Annotated in this window: 14 protein-coding genes; all 14 read left to right on the forward strand. The window is 49.7% G+C overall.

Annotation, left to right across the window (positions count from 1 at the left end):
* Positions 1 to 7: 7 nt before the first annotated feature.
* Positions 8 to 871: a hypothetical protein gene (locus C8D98_RS04565; RefSeq protein WP_132872429.1), complete on the forward strand. Its 864-nt coding sequence runs from the start codon at positions 8 to 10 to the stop codon at positions 869 to 871.
* A complete protein-coding gene (gene gspD / locus C8D98_RS04570; RefSeq protein ID WP_132872431.1) occupies positions 868 to 2,700 on the forward strand; it encodes a type II secretion system secretin GspD in 1,833 nt (610 codons plus the stop codon). Before C8D98_RS04565 ends, gspD begins: the two co-directional genes overlap by 4 nt.
* Complete coding sequence (locus tag C8D98_RS04575) at positions 2,700 to 4,145, forward strand: GspE/PulE family protein (protein WP_243640907.1); 1,446 nt, start codon at positions 2,700 to 2,702, stop codon at positions 4,143 to 4,145. Before gspD ends, C8D98_RS04575 begins: the two co-directional genes overlap by 1 nt.
* Complete coding sequence (locus C8D98_RS04580; protein ID WP_132872435.1) at positions 4,145 to 5,332, forward strand: type II secretion system F family protein; 1,188 nt, start codon at positions 4,145 to 4,147, stop codon at positions 5,330 to 5,332. The genes C8D98_RS04575 and C8D98_RS04580 overlap by 1 nt, the downstream gene beginning before the upstream one ends.
* Positions 5,333 to 5,501: 169 nt before the next feature.
* Positions 5,502 to 7,307, forward strand: a complete 1,806-nt coding sequence (lepA, locus tag C8D98_RS04585; RefSeq protein ID WP_132872437.1) for a translation elongation factor 4 — start codon at positions 5,502 to 5,504, stop codon at positions 7,305 to 7,307.
* A complete protein-coding gene (gene lepB, locus C8D98_RS04590) occupies positions 7,304 to 7,987 on the forward strand; it encodes a signal peptidase I (RefSeq protein ID WP_132872439.1) in 684 nt (227 codons plus the stop codon). The genes lepA and lepB overlap by 4 nt, the downstream gene beginning before the upstream one ends.
* A gap of 62 nt (positions 7,988 to 8,049) precedes the next feature.
* Positions 8,050 to 8,763: a UMP kinase gene (pyrH, locus tag C8D98_RS04595; RefSeq protein ID WP_132872441.1), complete on the forward strand. Its 714-nt coding sequence runs from the start codon at positions 8,050 to 8,052 to the stop codon at positions 8,761 to 8,763.
* A 4-nt stretch (positions 8,764 to 8,767) separates the two neighbouring features.
* Positions 8,768 to 9,325, forward strand: coding sequence for a ribosome recycling factor (gene frr, locus C8D98_RS04600; protein WP_132872443.1), 558 nt, complete (start codon positions 8,768 to 8,770; stop codon positions 9,323 to 9,325).
* A complete protein-coding gene (uppS, locus tag C8D98_RS04605; RefSeq protein WP_132872445.1) occupies positions 9,325 to 10,050 on the forward strand; it encodes an undecaprenyl pyrophosphate synthase in 726 nt (241 codons plus the stop codon). Before frr ends, uppS begins: the two co-directional genes overlap by 1 nt.
* Positions 10,047 to 10,847, forward strand: a complete 801-nt coding sequence (locus tag C8D98_RS04610) for a phosphatidate cytidylyltransferase (RefSeq protein WP_132872447.1) — start codon at positions 10,047 to 10,049, stop codon at positions 10,845 to 10,847. Before uppS ends, C8D98_RS04610 begins: the two co-directional genes overlap by 4 nt.
* A gap of 3 nt (positions 10,848 to 10,850) precedes the next feature.
* A complete protein-coding gene (gene dxr / locus C8D98_RS04615) occupies positions 10,851 to 11,978 on the forward strand; it encodes a 1-deoxy-D-xylulose-5-phosphate reductoisomerase (protein WP_132872449.1) in 1,128 nt (375 codons plus the stop codon).
* Positions 11,978 to 13,033, forward strand: a complete 1,056-nt coding sequence (gene rseP, locus C8D98_RS04620) for an RIP metalloprotease RseP (protein WP_132872451.1) — start codon at positions 11,978 to 11,980, stop codon at positions 13,031 to 13,033. The genes dxr and rseP overlap by 1 nt, the downstream gene beginning before the upstream one ends.
* Before the next feature lie 497 nt (positions 13,034 to 13,530).
* Positions 13,531 to 15,912 carry a flagellin N-terminal helical domain-containing protein gene (locus C8D98_RS04625; RefSeq protein WP_132872453.1) on the forward strand — a complete coding sequence of 794 codons (2,382 nt, stop codon included), beginning with the start codon at positions 13,531 to 13,533 and terminating at the stop codon, positions 15,910 to 15,912.
* A 42-nt stretch (positions 15,913 to 15,954) separates the two neighbouring features.
* Positions 15,955 to 16,122 carry a DUF2292 domain-containing protein gene (locus C8D98_RS13710; protein WP_165871190.1) on the forward strand — a complete coding sequence of 56 codons (168 nt, stop codon included), beginning with the start codon at positions 15,955 to 15,957 and terminating at the stop codon, positions 16,120 to 16,122.
* Positions 16,123 to 16,244 lie beyond the last annotated feature (122 nt).

Here is a 16,244-nt window from a genome sequence, read left to right on the forward strand (position 1 = left end):
GGTAGTAATGAAAATCAATTATAGCTACATAGCCTATCCTGTTGCGGCAGGAGTGTTTATTGCCTGGGCGGTGACGGGATTTCTGCAGTATATGGCCGCACCCAACGTTTCCCTGAATGCGGGGGACAGAGGCGCAAAGCTGAACGTCAGCAATGAGCCGAGCACGGAATTCATCATCGAGAAGAATATTTTCAACGCTGAAACCTCATCCGTTAAAGGTACTCTGGATGCCGTGGGCTTTCAGCCCTCCTATAACCCTGAAGCCGAAGGTCAGGGAGTACCCGCTTCTGATGCCGGCGGTATCAAACTGGTGGGTATCCTGAAAGGAACAGGCGAATCGTTTGCAATCCTTAAAAAGCCCGACGGCAATAATATCGTTCTCAGACAGGGATTTGAGAAAGAGGGTATTATGCTGGTGTCTGCCAGGGAACTTGAGGTCGAGATCGAGCAGAACGGAAAACGCTCCACTCTGAAACTCGACATAAAAGACCCTATGGCCGGACAGGGCGATAAGAACGCACCCTCCTCAGCTTCCGCCGCCGACGGTGTCGACAGAAGAAGCATCCCCAGACAGACCGTAATCGAAAAACTTTCAAACATTAACACTGTCATGAAATCAGTTGCCATTAACCCTTTCGACAGGGAGGGCAAATTTGTAGGCTATAAACTGAGCCGTATGAAGCCGGATTCGGCTCTGCTTCAGATGGGGCTTCTCCCCGGAGACGTCATAGTCCGTCTGAACGGCAAGGAACTTAAGAACCCCACGGTGTTCTTCGACACCCTCGCCAACGCAGAGAACCTCAGCGCACTTACGCTGGATCTGGAAAGACTTGAAAAGAAAAAGACAATTTATGTGGAGATAAAAGGATGAACCTGATCAGAAAGTTTGTATTGATTATCCTGCTTTTTACAGTTTCGACAGCTGCCCATGCAGGATTTAACGTAAATTTCAGCGATATGGATCTGACGGACTTCGTCACCTTCGTTTCGGAATTCACCAAAAAGAACTTTGTCTATGACAAAACCGCTCTCAAAGGCAAGGTGAGCATAGACTCGGCAACACAGATCCGTTCATCCGATATTATGGATATCTTCGGCTCAACCCTCCGTGCAAACGGATTCGAGCTTATCGACAGGGGTAAATACTTCGAGATCGTCAAGCAGGCTGACTTTATGGATGCCGACGATTCATCCGGCACAGGGGACGACAACGCACTGATAACCACTGTCATCCATCCCAAAAACTTTGATGCCAGAGTCCTTGTCAACGCCATGAACAGAATGAAGTCCAAGGGCGGCTATGCGGAAGTCATTAAAAGTATCAACGCCATAGTTGTAAGGGACAGAGTTTCCAGAATAGTTAAGATCCGTTCCTTCGTTGATAAGCTCGACCAGAGAGCACAGAACTTCACCATCAGAAGCATAAAAATAGAGAACGCTTCCGCCAGCAACGTTGCGGATAAAATGACCAAGCTCTTCGCCGACATGGAGAAGAAAAGCCTTATCGCCACAGACCCCGTTATCGTGGCTGACGATTATGCGAACATCATCCTTGTCGCTTCACTGGACGGCGACTTTGAGAGAATAAACCTTATAGTTTCCCAGCTTGATACAAAAAGCCCCGGCAGCTTCAACGCTCCCAGAGTTTTTTATCTTAAAAACGCTAACGCAGAGGACGTTGACAAAGTTCTCAACACCCTCACAGGAACCATCGCTCAGGCGGGAACGGACGGCAAGACAGCAACAAGGGTCAAGTCTTCCGTATCTTTTGACAAGGCCACAAACTCCATCATCGTTTTCGGCGATCAGGAGCTTTACGGCAAGGTTGACGAACTTATAAAGAAACTGGACGTTCCCAGACGTCAGGTATACGTTGAGGCGCTCATCCTTGAGACCACACTGGACAACGGCAACAAGTTCGGTGTTGAGTGGCAGGGAACAGTGGGCAACGGCAACACAGCGGGAACCATCGGTTTCGTTAACGACAACAAGCTGCTCAGCTTCGCAAACGGCGATTCAACTGCTCTGGATAATGGTTTCAACCTCGGTATCCTCGGTGATGTAATCTCCTACGAGGGCGTAAACTTCCCCAGTATCGGCCTTCTGGTTAACTTTGTTAAAACAGCAAGCGGGATCAACATCCTTTCCAACCCCCAGATACTCACACTGGACAACGAAGAGGCTGAGGTTTTCGTGGGCGAGAACAGACCCTTCCTCACCAGCACAAAATACGACTCCAACAACAACCCAGTTCAGTCATATGAATATAATGACGTGGGCGTTAAACTGAAAATAGTTCCCCAGATAAACTCTGACGAATCTGTTACCCTTAAGATCGAGCAGGAAGTGAAAAAAGTTGCGGAAGGCTCTGCCACATCCACATCCCCCATCACCCTGACCCGTTCGACAAAGACCAGAATAAAGCTGAAAGACGGCTCAATGGTCGTTATCTCCGGTCTGCTTAAGGACGACAGCGACAGAACAGATTCCGCCATCCCCGGACTTTCGAAGATTCCCGTTCTGGGCTGGCTTTTCAAGAACAGATCGACAAACTTCCAGAAGACGAACATGATGGTGTTTATTTCTGCAAACATCATAAACACTCATGAGGATGCGGAGAGACTCACAGAGAACAAGCATCAGGAGTCTCTGGATTTCAAAAAACAGATAGATGAAAAAATCAGAAACGAGTTCAAATAATGGATTACGCCAGACTTGTTGAGCTTTATCTGAAATATCCCGACCGCACGGATTTTGCTCCGGAGCGTATCGGCGACAGCGCCATTATGCTCTACAGCGGTGCGGCAGGCCTTGCGAAAGCACGCCACCTGCTGTTTGTTACCGGAGAGAACCTTGAGGTCGAAGAGGCTGACAACCAGCGTATCTTCGCCGTTCTGGAGGCTCTGGAATCCTCACGTTCAGACGAGTTTCAGGGCGATATTCAGGATATCGAAGGTGCGGACGACATACTTGCCGCTTCATACGATGATGCACCCATCATCAGACTGGTGAACAGCACCGTAATCAAGGCCGTTAAATCCGGCGCAAGTGATATCCACTTCGAAGGACTCACAGGCAGATTTGCCGTTCGTTTCCGTATCGACGGCAAGCTCGCCACCATCAGGGAATTTCCCAAAAGCCTTCAGGAATCAGTCATTGCCCGTATCAAGGTAATGTCAGATCTGGACGTTGCCGAGACCAGAAAATCTCAGGACGGACGTATCAACCTGCGCATAGGAAGCCGTGACGTTGACATAAGGGTTTCGACAGTCCCATCGGTAACAGGCGAAAAAGCGGTTCTCAGGATTCTGGAAAAATCAAAGACAATGGTAACCCTCGAAAAGACGGGTATGCCCGAATATATGCTCCCCGATTTCAGAAAGGCCATCAAACGCCCCAACGGAATCATTCTGGTGACAGGACCCACGGGTTCCGGTAAGACCACGACACTGTACTCGGCGCTTTCAGAAATGATAAGCGACGATACAAACATAATGACCATTGAGGATCCGGTGGAATACCACATGGAGAAGATCACTCAGGTACAGGTGAACCGTAACGTGGACATCACCTTTGCATCAGCAGTCAGAGCCTTCCTCAGACAGGATCCGGACGTTATCCTCATTGGTGAGATAAGGGACAAGGAGACAGCATCCGCAGCCGTTCAGGCCGCACTGACAGGTCACCTTGTGCTCTCCACACTGCACACAAACAACGCACCCACGGCCGTTGCAAGGATGCTGGATATGGACGTTGAGCCGTTCCTGCTCTCCTCCGCACTGGTTACAGTTATCGGTCAGCGTCTGGTGCGCAAGCTGTGCCCCCATTGCAAAAAACCTGTTCAGACAGAACAGTATGTATACGACTTCTTTGAGCCGGCAGGCCGCCTGCCCGAGATAACCTATGAGCCGGTGGGATGCGACGAGTGCATGCATACAGGCTTTACAGGCAGGATAGGTGTGTTTGAAATGGTCAACGTTACCGACGGTATCCGCAGGCTGATAAACTCAAAGGCGGATGCATCGGAAATTGCTGCCGAAGCTTTCAAAAGCGGATACAGACCTTTCGTTTACCACGGATATGAGCTTGTGGGCAGCGGAGCAACCTGCGCAGGTGAGATAGTGGCCGTTATAGGTGCCAAGTAATGCCTGTTTTTTCATACGAGGGAATAGACAAGAAGGGAAAGACCGTCAAAGGCCGTGTTGAGGCATCGGGCAAAAATACCGCTCTGTCAAAACTTATGGCGGACGGACTGCTCATTTCCACAATAAAGGAAGCAGCTGACAAGCAGTCAAAGTTCTCGTTCTCTTTCAGAAAAAAACCTCTGGCTGATGTTTTCTTTCAGCTTTCGATACTCCTTTCAAGCGGTATTCAGCTTACCAAAGCTCTGACGGTTACCGCTCAGTCAGTTCACGACAAAAAGATGAAGGACGCTCTCTCCGATATGTGCGACAAGGTTTCCGGCGGTAAGAAATTCTCCGACGCCATGGAAGCCCATAAAAAGATTTTCGGCGAGCTGTACGTCCACCTTATAAGAACTTCCGAAAAGGTGGGCAGACTGGCCACCGTGCTTATGGATATCTCCCGTTTCGAGGAGGACAGGAAGAAGGCAGGCGAAAAGCTCACTGGCGCAATGATATATCCCACAGTGGTTCTCACCATGGGACTTGGCGTTGTCGGTTTCATGCTTGCTTTCGTTGTTCCGAAACTGGAGAGCATCTTTAAAAGTGCAGGGGCGGATATTCCCGCTTCAACAAAACTTCTGCTGTTCATGTCCGGCGTGCTCCAGCACTACGGCCTTGTGGTTTTCATGCTTATCCTTGCGGCTGTTGCCGTATTCTCAAGATATTATGCCATCAAAGGCAAATTCCGCATGTACATAGACCAAAGACTCTACAGGTTTGACGTTGTCAAGGATGTCACGGCCTCAAGACTCTCCCACGTTCTCAGCTTTCAGCTCAGAGAGGGGCTTCCCCTGGTGGAGGCACTTCGCAACACCGCACCCGGTATCGCAAACGTTTACGTCGGTCAGGCTATCATGGACATAGCCGAGAGCGTTGCGGCGGGCAGAAAGTTTTCAGAGAGCGTCAGCCAGAGCGGACTTTTCACCGAGCTTTTCGTTGCGGCTGCGGCCACAGGCGAGAAGAGCGGAAACCTGCCCGACCTGCTTGAGCGTGTAAACGTCTATTACAGCAGAAAGACCGAACAGTTCACCGCCAGATTTGTCTCCGTGGTGGAGCCTGTGTTCATCATGTTCATCGGTCTCATCGTCGGTTTCATCGTAATCTCTATCATGGAGCCTCTGTTCTCAGTGAACTCCCTGGTGAAATAGGTACGTGACTGTTGGTCATCCTGAAGCCTTTGCCGAAGGATCTCATTTAATGCACCATTTCAACATATCCGTATTTTTTGCTTGTCTTTTATGCGGGTGTTAAGGTATTTTTAACCCGTATGTTTTCAAACGGCGGATACTTCTGCGCCGCTATTCTTCAAGAGGTTACATGGGAAACGAAAATATCAGAAACTTCAGTATCATAGCACACATTGACCATGGCAAGTCCACCATAGCCGACAGACTTATCGAATTTACAGCCGCTGTGGATAAACGTCAGATGCGGGACCAGATACTGGACAGTATGGACATAGAGAGAGAGAGGGGAATCACGGTTAAGGCTCAGACCATAAGGCTGACCTATAAGGCCGACGACGGCAACACTTATATCCTTAATCTTATCGACACCCCCGGTCACGTTGACTTCACCTATGAGGTGTCGCGAAGCCTTGCCGCCTGCGAGGGCGCACTGCTCGTGGTGGATGCCGCACAGGGTGTTGAGGCTCAGACGATTGCGAACGCTTACATGGCGGTGGATCAGGAACTCGACCTCGTCCCCGTTCTGAACAAAATAGACCTTCCCAGCGCAGACCCTGAAAAGGTTACTGCTGAGATAGAGGATATCATAGGCATAGATGCCTCCGAAGCGGTGCTTGCCAGCGCAAAGGAGAATATCGGCACGAAAGAGATCCTTGAGGCCATTGTAAAAAGGATTCCCTCTCCCACAGGAGATGTTGCGAAGCCCCTTAAGGCGATGATCGTGGATTCGTGGTATGACTCATACCTCGGCGTTGTCATCCTTCTGCGTATGGTTGACGGCGAACTGAGGGCAGGGGACAAGATTCAGTTCATGGCCAGCAAGGCGGAGCGCACCGTTGACGCAGTGGGCTATTTTAACCCGAAACCTGCGAAAAGTGATGTTCTGAAAGCCGGCGAAGTGGGATTCATGACCGCTTCCATAAAGGACATCCGTGAGATAGATATAGGTGACACCGTCACCAACCCTAAGAAACCCACCAGCACCCCGTTCCCCGGGTTCAAAAAGGTCAAGCCAGTTGTCTTCTGCGGGATGTATCCCGTGGATTCGGCGAACTATGAAGACCTTAGAGATGCACTTGAAAAGCTGTCCCTCAACGACAGCTCAATAACATATGAAGCCGAGTCCTCTGCGGCACTGGGCTTCGGTTTCCGCATCGGTTTCCTCGGTCTTCTTCACATGGAGATCATTCAGGAGAGGCTTGAGCGTGAGTTCGACCTCGATCTGGTGAGCACCGCTCCCACGGTTGTTTACAGAATAACCAAAAGAAACGGCGAGGTGATAGAGATAGACAACCCCGCCGGAATGCCCGACCCCTCGGAGATAGACTTCATCGAGGAACCTGTGATAGCTGCAACTGTGATCCTGCCGGAAGAATACATCGGCGGTGTCATTCAGCTTCTGATATCACGCAGAGGCGTGCAGAAGAACATTAAGTTCATCAGCAAGACAAGGGCTATTCTGGAATACACCCTGCCGCTGGGCGAAGTGGTGATGGATTTCTACGATAAGCTGAAATCAGTCTCCAGAGGCTATGCATCTTTCGATTATGAGATGGACGGCTACGCAAGGGGCGACCTTGTTAAGCTCGACATCCTTCTGAACAAAGACAAGGTTGATGCCCTGTCCATTATCGTACACAAGGATCATGCGTTTTATAAAGGGCGTGATCTTGCGGATAAACTGAAAGACGTAATACACAGACAGATGTTCGACATCGCCATTCAGGCGGCGATAGGCAACAAAATATTGGCAAGAACGACCGTTAAGGCGTATCGCAAGAACGTTACTGCGAAATGCTACGGGGGGGATATTACCCGTAAGAAGAAACTGCTGGAAAAGCAGAAGGCGGGTAAGAAACGGATGAAGAGCGTGGGCAATGTGGAGATTCCGCAGGAAGCCTTCCTCGCAGTACTGAAACTCGGTGACGGCAAATGAGTAAGAGAGACATAAAAGGTTCGAAAGAAAAGCCGGAAGAGACTGAAGAGTTAAAAACGGCGCAGGCCAAAAAGGATACTTTTTTCGATTCGCTGGTGGTTGCTGTGGTCATAGCGATGCTCATAAAAGGGCTTCTGCTCCAGACATATCAGATACCCTCCGAATCAATGGTGGGAACCCTTCTGAAAGGGGACTACATCCTGCTGAACAGGCTTGCGTATATTTTTTCCGAGCCTGAGAGAAACGATGTGGTTGTGTTCGAATATCCCCTTGAGCCTTCAAAGGATTTCATTAAAAGGGTGATAGGAACCCCCGGCGATAAGATCGAGCTTAAAGACAAGGTGCTCTATGTGAACGGTCAGGCTCAGCCCGAGCCTTTCAAGCAGCTGAACGGGATGATACCCCTTCCTGCGGACATATCGCCCAAAGACAGCTTTACGCAGATAACAGTGCCCGAAGGCTACTATTTCATGATGGGCGACAACAGGGATAACAGCTATGACAGCCGTTTCTGGGGCTTTGTTGACGAAGACGCAATAAAGGGCAAAGCTGTGCTCATCTACTGGTCCCTTGAGACACCCGCCTATGATTCCGCATGGGCAAAATTCCCTTTAAGCATGTTCCGCTTCCTGAACCCCGCCTACGACAGGTTTGAGAGGTTCTTCAAGCCCATCAGATAAGGGGAATTGATTAAATTGTTATTATATGTAATACTTAGAGAATACAGAACAAGGTGAAAACCGTGCAAGCTAAATACGATACGATTCTTTTAAAGTTAAGCGGCGAAGCTCTCATGGGTGACGGAGAGTACGGAATAGACTTCAACACCGCAAACTTCATAGTCAACGAGATCAAAGAAGTCGTCGAGATGGGCGTCCGTGTGGGCGTGGTCGTCGGCGGCGGCAACATTTTCAGAGGCATTCAGGGTGCAGCCCGCAACATGGACAGAGTTTCAGCCGACTATATGGGAATGCTGGCAACAGTAATCAACTCCCTCGCCCTTCAGGACGGGCTGGAGAAGATAGGCGTGCCCACCCGTGTTCAGACTGCGATCGAGATGCGCCAGATAGCGGAACCTTTTATCCGCCGCCGTGCCATGAGACATCTCGAAAAAAGCCGTGTGGTGATATTCGCCGCAGGAACAGGAAACCCCTATTTCACAACGGACACAGCCGCAACCCTCAGAGGAACCGAGATCAACGCTCAGGTTATTCTGAAGGCTACAAAGGTTGACGGTGTTTACACCGCAGACCCCAAAAAAGACAAGAACGCAGTCAAATTTGAAAAAATATCCTATCTGGACGTTCTCAACAAAGGACTTCAGGTTATGGATTCAACAGCCATATCAATGTGTATGGACAATAAAATACCGATAATAGTTTTCGACATCTACGGCAAAGGCAACATGAAAAAAGTTGTCATGGGCGAGAAGATCGGAACAGTAGTGGAGGGATAATTTAATGGGCGCAGCAGTTGTTAAAGACATGAAAGACAAGATGGAGAAAACCATCCAGCACTATAAAGATGAGCTTAAGACCATCCGTACCGGAAGAGCTTCCATCTCTATGTTCGACAACATCAGAGTGGACTACTACGGCACACCCACACCCCTTTCAGGCGTGGGCACACTCAGCTCACCCGAGCCCAGACTCATTACAGTGGCTCCCTGGGACACTTCGATGATAAACCCCATTGAAAAAGCAATCCAGAACGCAAACATGGGTTTCAACCCCTCAAACGACGGTAAAATAATCCGTATCCCCGTTCCCCAGCTTACTGAGGAGCGCAGAAAAGACCTTGTAAAACACGTTAAAAAAGTTGCAGAGGACACAAAAGTAGCCATCCGCAACCTGAGACGCGAGTCCAACGACAGAATCAAAAAACTGGAAAAGGATAAAGAGATATCTGAGGATGACGGCAAAAAGTTCATCGAACAGATTCAGACAGCCACAGACGATTTCATTAAAAAAGTGGATGTTATCACAGGCGAAAAAGAAAAAGAGATAATGGAGATTTAGTGTCTGACCTAACCATACCAAGACACCTAGCCATAATTATGGACGGCAACGGACGCTGGGCGAAATCCCGTGCCCTGCCGAGGGTGTTCGGACATAAAAAAGGTGCGGAGGTCGTCAGCGATATAGTCAGGTATTGTGCCGGACTTGGAGTTTCCTATCTCACACTCTATACGTTCTCAATGGAAAACTGGCTTCGTCCCAAGGACGAGGTCGGTTTCCTTATGGATCTTCTGGAAAAATATCTTGAGAAAGAACTGGATGTGATGCGTTCAAACGATATCCGTCTGGTCTTTTCCGGCAGGCTGGAGCTTTTGCCCGAAGGCACCCGCAGAATCGTTGACAGATCTGTGGAGGAGCTTAAGGGTAACAAGGGGATGGTTCTGAATATCGCCCTGAGCTATGGCGGCCGAAACGAACTTGTGGATGCCGCAAAATGCATGGCGCAGATGGTTAAGGACGGAAAAATTCAGCCGGAGGACATAACTCCGGAGCTTATGGCCGGATGTCTCTACAATGCCGATATTCCGGATATAGACCTTGTTGTCCGCACCAGCGGAGAACAGCGTATCAGTAACTTTATGCTGTGGCGTGCAGCCTACAGCGAATTCTATTTCACAGAGCGTCTCTGGCCGGACTTCTCCAGAGAAGAACTGGACAAGGCCATTGCGGACTTTTCCGGCAGGGTCAGACGTTTCGGAATGACAGACGAACAGGTGGGCAAGTGAGCGACAGACAAAAACGAATACTTACATCTCTGGTTGCGATCCCGCCGATAATAGCGTTTATATATCATTTTGATAATATTGTATTTTTTCTTGCGGTACTGGTTATAATCCTTCTTTCCGCCCGTGAGTTCATCGATATTCTGGAGAACGGCGGCGTAAAAGTTATGCATCTTCCCGCATATGTCGGCGCAATCGGACTGCCCTACGGCATATACACCGCCGACGTGCGGTTCTTCTCCGGCGCACTGCTTATAACGGTGCTTCTGGCCATGACCATAAAGCTGTTTCAGGACGAACCCCTGAAGGACACTTTCGACAGTGTGGGCGGAACCCTGACAACGGTGCTCTACGCACCCCTTATGTTCTCTTTCATCGTTCTTCTGCGGAAGATGGACGCCCACGGCGCATATATCTTCTTTCTGATAGTGCTCATCTGGATGAGCGACACCAGCGCCTATTTTGTGGGGTGCAGGTTCGGCCGCCGCAAGCTCTATGAGGCGATAAGCCCCAAAAAGAGCATTGAGGGCGCAGTTGCGGCATACATCGGCGGAACTGCAGTGGGTGTTGCATACAGCTGGCTCCTTCTGGATTTCAGCATCTTCCACGGAATTGTCATCAGCGTTCTGGTGGTGACTGCGGGTATAATCGGCGACCTTGTGGAATCTATGTTCAAGCGCAAGGCCAACGTAAAGGATTCGGGCAGTCTCATCCCCGGTCACGGCGGTATTCTGGACAGGGTGGATTCCCTTCTGTTCGGCGCTCCCGTGCTCTATCTGTATCTTATATATCTAGTGTAATCCATGAAAAGAATCGGAATCATCGGCTCAACCGGCTCCATCGGCAGGCAGGCTCTTGATGTTGTGAAACGCAACCCCGGAAAGTATGAGGTTGTGTTTTTAAGCTGCAACGGAAATCTGGAGCTGATGCGGGAGCAGGGCAGGGAGTGCGCCGCAAAGTATCTCTGTTCAACAGGCCTGAGCGGAGAGGGTATTCTCTGCGGTGAATCCGAAATTCTGAAAATCCTCGACAGCGAAGCTATTGATATGGTGCTGCTGGCCGCAGTCGGTGCGGCGGGCACTGTTTATGCATATGAAACGGTCAAAAGGGGCATAACCCTTGCGCTGGCCAACAAGGAATCTATCGTGGCCTCAGGCCGGATACTCTTTGATACGGCGGCAAGAACGGGGGCAAAAATTCTCCCTGTGGACTCGGAGCATTCAGCTATTTTCCAGTGCCTTCAGGGGCAGGACAAAAACTTCCTCCACAGCGTAACCCTGACCGCAAGCGGAGGAGCATTCCGCAACACACCAGCAGACGCACTTGACTACGTCACTCTGGAACAGGCTCTCAGACACCCCAACTGGTCAATGGGGAGCAAAATAACCATCGACAGCGCAACAATGATGAATAAAGGCCTTGAACTTATTGAGGCCAGATTCCTCTTTGATATTGAACCTTCCATGCTGAGAGTTGTCATACATCCTCAGTCGGTTGTTCACTCTTTCGTCTCTTTCAGGGACGGAAGCATGATAGCCCAGATGGGAGAACCGGACATGCGGACACCCATTGCCTATGCAATGGCTTATCCGGAGCGGACGGAATCCGGCGTTCAGCCGCTTAATCTGGCTCAGGTCGGCGCATTGACCTTTTTTGAGCCGGATATGGAAAAATATCCCTGCCTGCAGATAGCGGCGGAGGTATTGAAAAAGGACAGCAACGCTCCTATGATAGTGATGAATGCGGCCAACGAGGTCGCAGTTGCGGAGTTTCTGGGCGGCCGCATAGGCTACACGGCGATACCGGAGGCCATATCGGCAGTGCTCGACAGTTTTATGCCGCAGGAGCCGCAGAACATTGCAGAAGTGCTGGCCGCAGATTCGGAGGCCAGAGCCGCCGCCGAAAAAGTAATTAAGAGGTTTTACAGATAATGGGACTTATTTCAGCCGTATTCCTTCTGGGAGTACTCATTTTCATACACGAACTCGGACACTTCCTGCTCGCTAAATACACAGGCGTTCTGGTTGAACGCTTTTCGATAGGCTTCGGTCCCGTGCTTTTCAAATGGAAGCGTGGCGAGACTGAATACGCACTCTCGGCGATACCCCTTGGCGGATATGTCAAAATGTACGGCGAACAGCCGGACGAAGAGGTTGACGAGACCAAGGCGCACAGAGCTTTCAACAACAAGACCGTTTTTCAGCGGTTCCTCATAGTTTTTGCAGGTCCCTTCTTTAACTTTGTTCTTGCCATGATCATCTATGCCGCAATATTCATGCACGGCACACCCAGATATCTGGCCGAGGTGGGCGGAGTCAGCGAAGGTTCTGCGGCGGCAAAGGCAGGTCTTCTTCAGGGAGATATGATAATCTCCGTTGACGGACGCAGTGTTAAATACTGGGAGGACATGAGCGGCTATGTTCAGGGAAGAGCCGGACAACCCGTTCTTCTGGGAATAGACAGAGGCGGCCGACTTATGGAGCTGACCATCACACCCCAGTCGGTAACAGATAAAAACATCTTCGGCGAAGATGTTAAGGTAGGCCGTATGGGAGTGATCCGCGGTCAGAAGAGCGAGACCGTGCGTCTTGCCCCCCACGAGGCTGTGGTTGAAGGCGTGACCCAGACATATAATATAAGCGTTATGATGGTTACCGGAGTCGTTAAACTGTTCCAGAAGGTTGTTCCTGCGGATTCGGTGGGCGGCCCCATCATGATAGTTCAGATGGCAAAAGAGTCGGCCGAGACAGGCCTTGTGGCTTTCTTCGGGTTCATGGCTCTCATCAGCATAAACTTAGGTATCCTTAATCTTCTTCCGATTCCCGTCCTTGACGGCGGGCATATCCTGTTTCTCATGGTTGAGGCTGTTACAAGGCGTGCGGTAAGCATCCGTGTCCGTGAGATAGCCAACATGGCGGGCATGGCTCTGCTTATGGGGCTTATGTTCTTCGCCTTCTACAACGACATCATGAGATTTTTCAAGTAAGTCAGACATATCAGCCGATCTGAATCCTGTTTTATTGTCACTCTGAGCTTGCGAAGAGTCTCTGACTGTGAGATTCTTCGGCTGAAGCCTCACTAGAGCGTTTATCGAAATTATTAACGTATTAGTTGTATGCGTAAAACGTCACCCTGATACCCCCACCTATGTCACCCTGAACGGAGTGAAGGGTCTCTGTTCAAACTGAGATGCTTCACTGCGTTCAGCATGACAAATTCAACAACTCGCATGGAATGACGTTAAGCCGTTTCCGCTGTCGGATAACTAAAACTCAGGTTTTAGTCTCTGCCTAAGATTTAATATCGCCGCATTTCAAATTAATCAAAAAAAACTTAAAAATATTTTAATCTTATTTATCAGCATCTTAATTAGAAAACATAAAAAAATATAAAATTTCCGCTAAAGAATCCTTCTGAAAGTGTCGATGAGAAAAATGCGCAAGGATGCGCGTGACCTCTATTGAAACAATCAAGGAGGATAGAATGGCACTCACAGTCTATCAAAACATCATGTCTTTGAACTCGCAAAGACACCTGGGCTCCAGCCAGACAGCGCTGGCAACATCAATCGAAAGGCTCTCATCAGGGCTTCGTATCAACCATGCAGCAGACGACGCTTCGGGTCTTGCAATATCTGAGAAATTGAGAGGTCAGATCACCGGTCTTAAACGTGCGGCTATGAACGCACAGGACGGTATCTCAATGTTGCAGACGGCAGAAGGCGCACTTGAGGAAGTAAGCTCAATGCTGCAGAGAATGCGTGAGCTCGCAGTACAGGCTTCAAACGGCGTGTACACTTCAAACGACCGTATTGAAATCCAGAAAGAAGTTGAACAGCTTAAGGGCGAGATCGACAGAATCTCCTCTGCTACAGAGTTCAACACCAAAAAACTGCTGAACGGCGACGGAACAGCTCTCTGGTCCGCAAGCTCCAGCAAAATCAAAGCTATAATCAGGGATGAGGTTGACGAAGGCAACTACAGAATCAACCTTGAAACCATTCCCGGATCAAACGAGATCTACAAAACCGACATCATGACGCTGAAAGACGGCGCAATCGGTTCTGAGATCGTTGACGGAACAAACGACACAAATATAGGCAGCGTAAACAATGCCAGCCAGCTTGCCTCAACAGGCACAAGCTACTACACAGTCACAGTTGGCGACCTGACTGCCGCACAGAGTGCGACAATAAGCCTTACCGGCTCATATCTGCAGACAGGATCATCTTTCTCCGTGGCCGCTGCCGGATACAGCAACTCAGCTGCAACGTCTTCCGGTTACATTGAAGTTGTTTTCGAAGACAACGTCTCTGCAAACGGAACAACATCCGCTCAGATCAGATATATCGATGCCCTTACAGGCTATATATCCGAGTGGGAAGAGGTCGACGTTACGGCTCTTAACGGCACAGTGAGCCTTACTGCAGCCGACACGACCAACCTTATGAACTCCGCAGGCCAGTCTCTGGGATTCGATCTCCAGCTCAGCCTCGGCGTTAACGGTAAAATTCAGAACGGCGACAAAGTTCTGCTCAGCTTCTCCGGAGCGAACGCAGCCCCTGCAGGCAGTGTAGCCTCATCAGGCGGCGGTACTGTTCAGATTTCCGGCGGCCCCACAGGACAGGCAGGCCCCACTCTGAAGTTTACCTCTCCCTCCTCGCTCACAGCGAAGGACAACGGAGACAACTTTGTCGATACTCAGGCCAAAACAGTTTACTATGCTAGCATCAACGCTCAGACAGGTAACGTTGACTTTGGTAACATGACAATCAACTTTAAAGAGAACAACAACGCTACTGAATCAAACGGTGAGACAGTTCTCGGCGACCTCAGCCTCAAGATCAGCGGGTCTGGTGAAGCAGCAGCCACAACCACCAAGCTCAAAGATATTGCAGTGTTTGAAGATTCCGACGGAAACAACCTCTTCTCAAACAAACAGGAACTGACAGTTTGGGGCAACGGCACATCCGCAGTGATCTACCTTGAAGCGGATGACACCATTGCAGACTTTGAAACAAAACTCACAGACGCTATCGTTAACAAACTTGGCATGGGTTCAACCAACAACAACGTTAACAGCCACCTTGTGGACTATGTTTCAATCCCCACAACATCAGGCGGAATCCAGTCCGTAGCGGGTACGTTCATAATCCAGACCGCACTCACAGGCGAACAGGGTCAGGTTGCTTTCTCCGGCGATGAAGAACTCATCAACGGTCTGAGCCTTAACAAGATCCAGTCCGCAGTGAACAACACCACAAAAGTGACCGTATACGATGCCCACTCAGGCCAGCTTGTCGGAACTGACGAAACAGGCAACGACAGAGTATTCGGAATCATCGGCGGTGTTGAGATCGCTCTCGACTCCAGAGCAGGCGTTACAGAGTCATGGGACACCTCTAAGAATCAGGTGATCTTCTCAACAAACTCTGCCGCAGCAAAAGAGGACTATTTCCTCCACATCGTGGACAACTCCACCGACCTGCAGATCGGAGCTAACTCCGGTCAGACACTTGCGGTGAGCATTCCCCAGCTCGATGTTACAGGTCTCGGCCTGAACAACATCACTCTGGTTTCTCAGGACCTTGCGCAGGCCGCAATTCCTGATATCGATGCCGCAATCAGCCAGGTGGTAAGCGTCAGAGCGACTATCGGTGCTCAGGTCAACAGACTGGAACACACCATCGCAAACCTGCAGACCGCTGAAGAGAACATGACAGCGGCTGAATCAAGGATCCGCGACCTTGATATGGCAGAAGAGATGTCTACATTTACAAGGTATCAGATGCTCGGCCAGGCCGGCGTATCAATGCTGGCACAGGCCAACCAGATACCCCAGATGGCACTTCAGCTCCTTCAGTAAGCATGATGCCGCATAAAATGTAGTTTTTTGGAGGAAAATACTATGGCTGCAATGACTGTACAGAAAAAAGAAAACAATAAATCTCAGATGGAACAACTTCAGGATATGCTGAAAGAGATGTTCCAGACAAACTTCTACGGCTCTGTGGAAGTAAAATTCGAGGCGGGAAGGGTAACCATCATCCGCAAGACAGAGTCTGTGAAGCTGTAATTTACAGATAATAAAACGTGTTACGAGGGAACGGGCGGCTGGCAGGTCGCCCGTTTTTTTATTGGCGGTGATAATCTGTGCATTTCTGGGTTGTTCTCTTAAAAATATTGCTCCATCCTTTG

The organism is Seleniivibrio woodruffii (assembly GCF_004339245.1).
Lineage (GTDB): Bacteria > Chrysiogenota > Deferribacteres > Deferribacterales > Geovibrionaceae > Seleniivibrio > Seleniivibrio woodruffii.

What these genes read in the sequence shown, in the direction of transcription:
- frr (WP_132872443.1), top strand. Translation starts at nt 8,768, where the DNA reads ATGGGCGCAGCAGTTGTTAAAGACATGAAAGACAAGATGGAGAAAACC.
- C8D98_RS04575 (WP_243640907.1), top strand. Translation starts at nt 2,700, where the DNA reads ATGGATTACGCCAGACTTGTTGAGCTTTATCTGAAATATCCCGACCGC.
- gspD (WP_132872431.1), top strand. Translation starts at nt 868, where the DNA reads ATGAACCTGATCAGAAAGTTTGTATTGATTATCCTGCTTTTTACAGTT.
- lepA (WP_132872437.1), top strand. Translation starts at nt 5,502, where the DNA reads ATGGGAAACGAAAATATCAGAAACTTCAGTATCATAGCACACATTGAC.
- lepB (WP_132872439.1), top strand. Translation starts at nt 7,304, where the DNA reads ATGAGTAAGAGAGACATAAAAGGTTCGAAAGAAAAGCCGGAAGAGACT.
- C8D98_RS04565 (WP_132872429.1), top strand. Translation starts at nt 8, where the DNA reads ATGAAAATCAATTATAGCTACATAGCCTATCCTGTTGCGGCAGGAGTG.
- dxr (WP_132872449.1), top strand. Translation starts at nt 10,851, where the DNA reads ATGAAAAGAATCGGAATCATCGGCTCAACCGGCTCCATCGGCAGGCAG.
- C8D98_RS04625 (WP_132872453.1), top strand. Translation starts at nt 13,531, where the DNA reads ATGGCACTCACAGTCTATCAAAACATCATGTCTTTGAACTCGCAAAGA.
- C8D98_RS13710 (WP_165871190.1), top strand. Translation starts at nt 15,955, where the DNA reads ATGGCTGCAATGACTGTACAGAAAAAAGAAAACAATAAATCTCAGATG.
- C8D98_RS04580 (WP_132872435.1), top strand. Translation starts at nt 4,145, where the DNA reads ATGCCTGTTTTTTCATACGAGGGAATAGACAAGAAGGGAAAGACCGTC.
- rseP (WP_132872451.1), top strand. Translation starts at nt 11,978, where the DNA reads ATGGGACTTATTTCAGCCGTATTCCTTCTGGGAGTACTCATTTTCATA.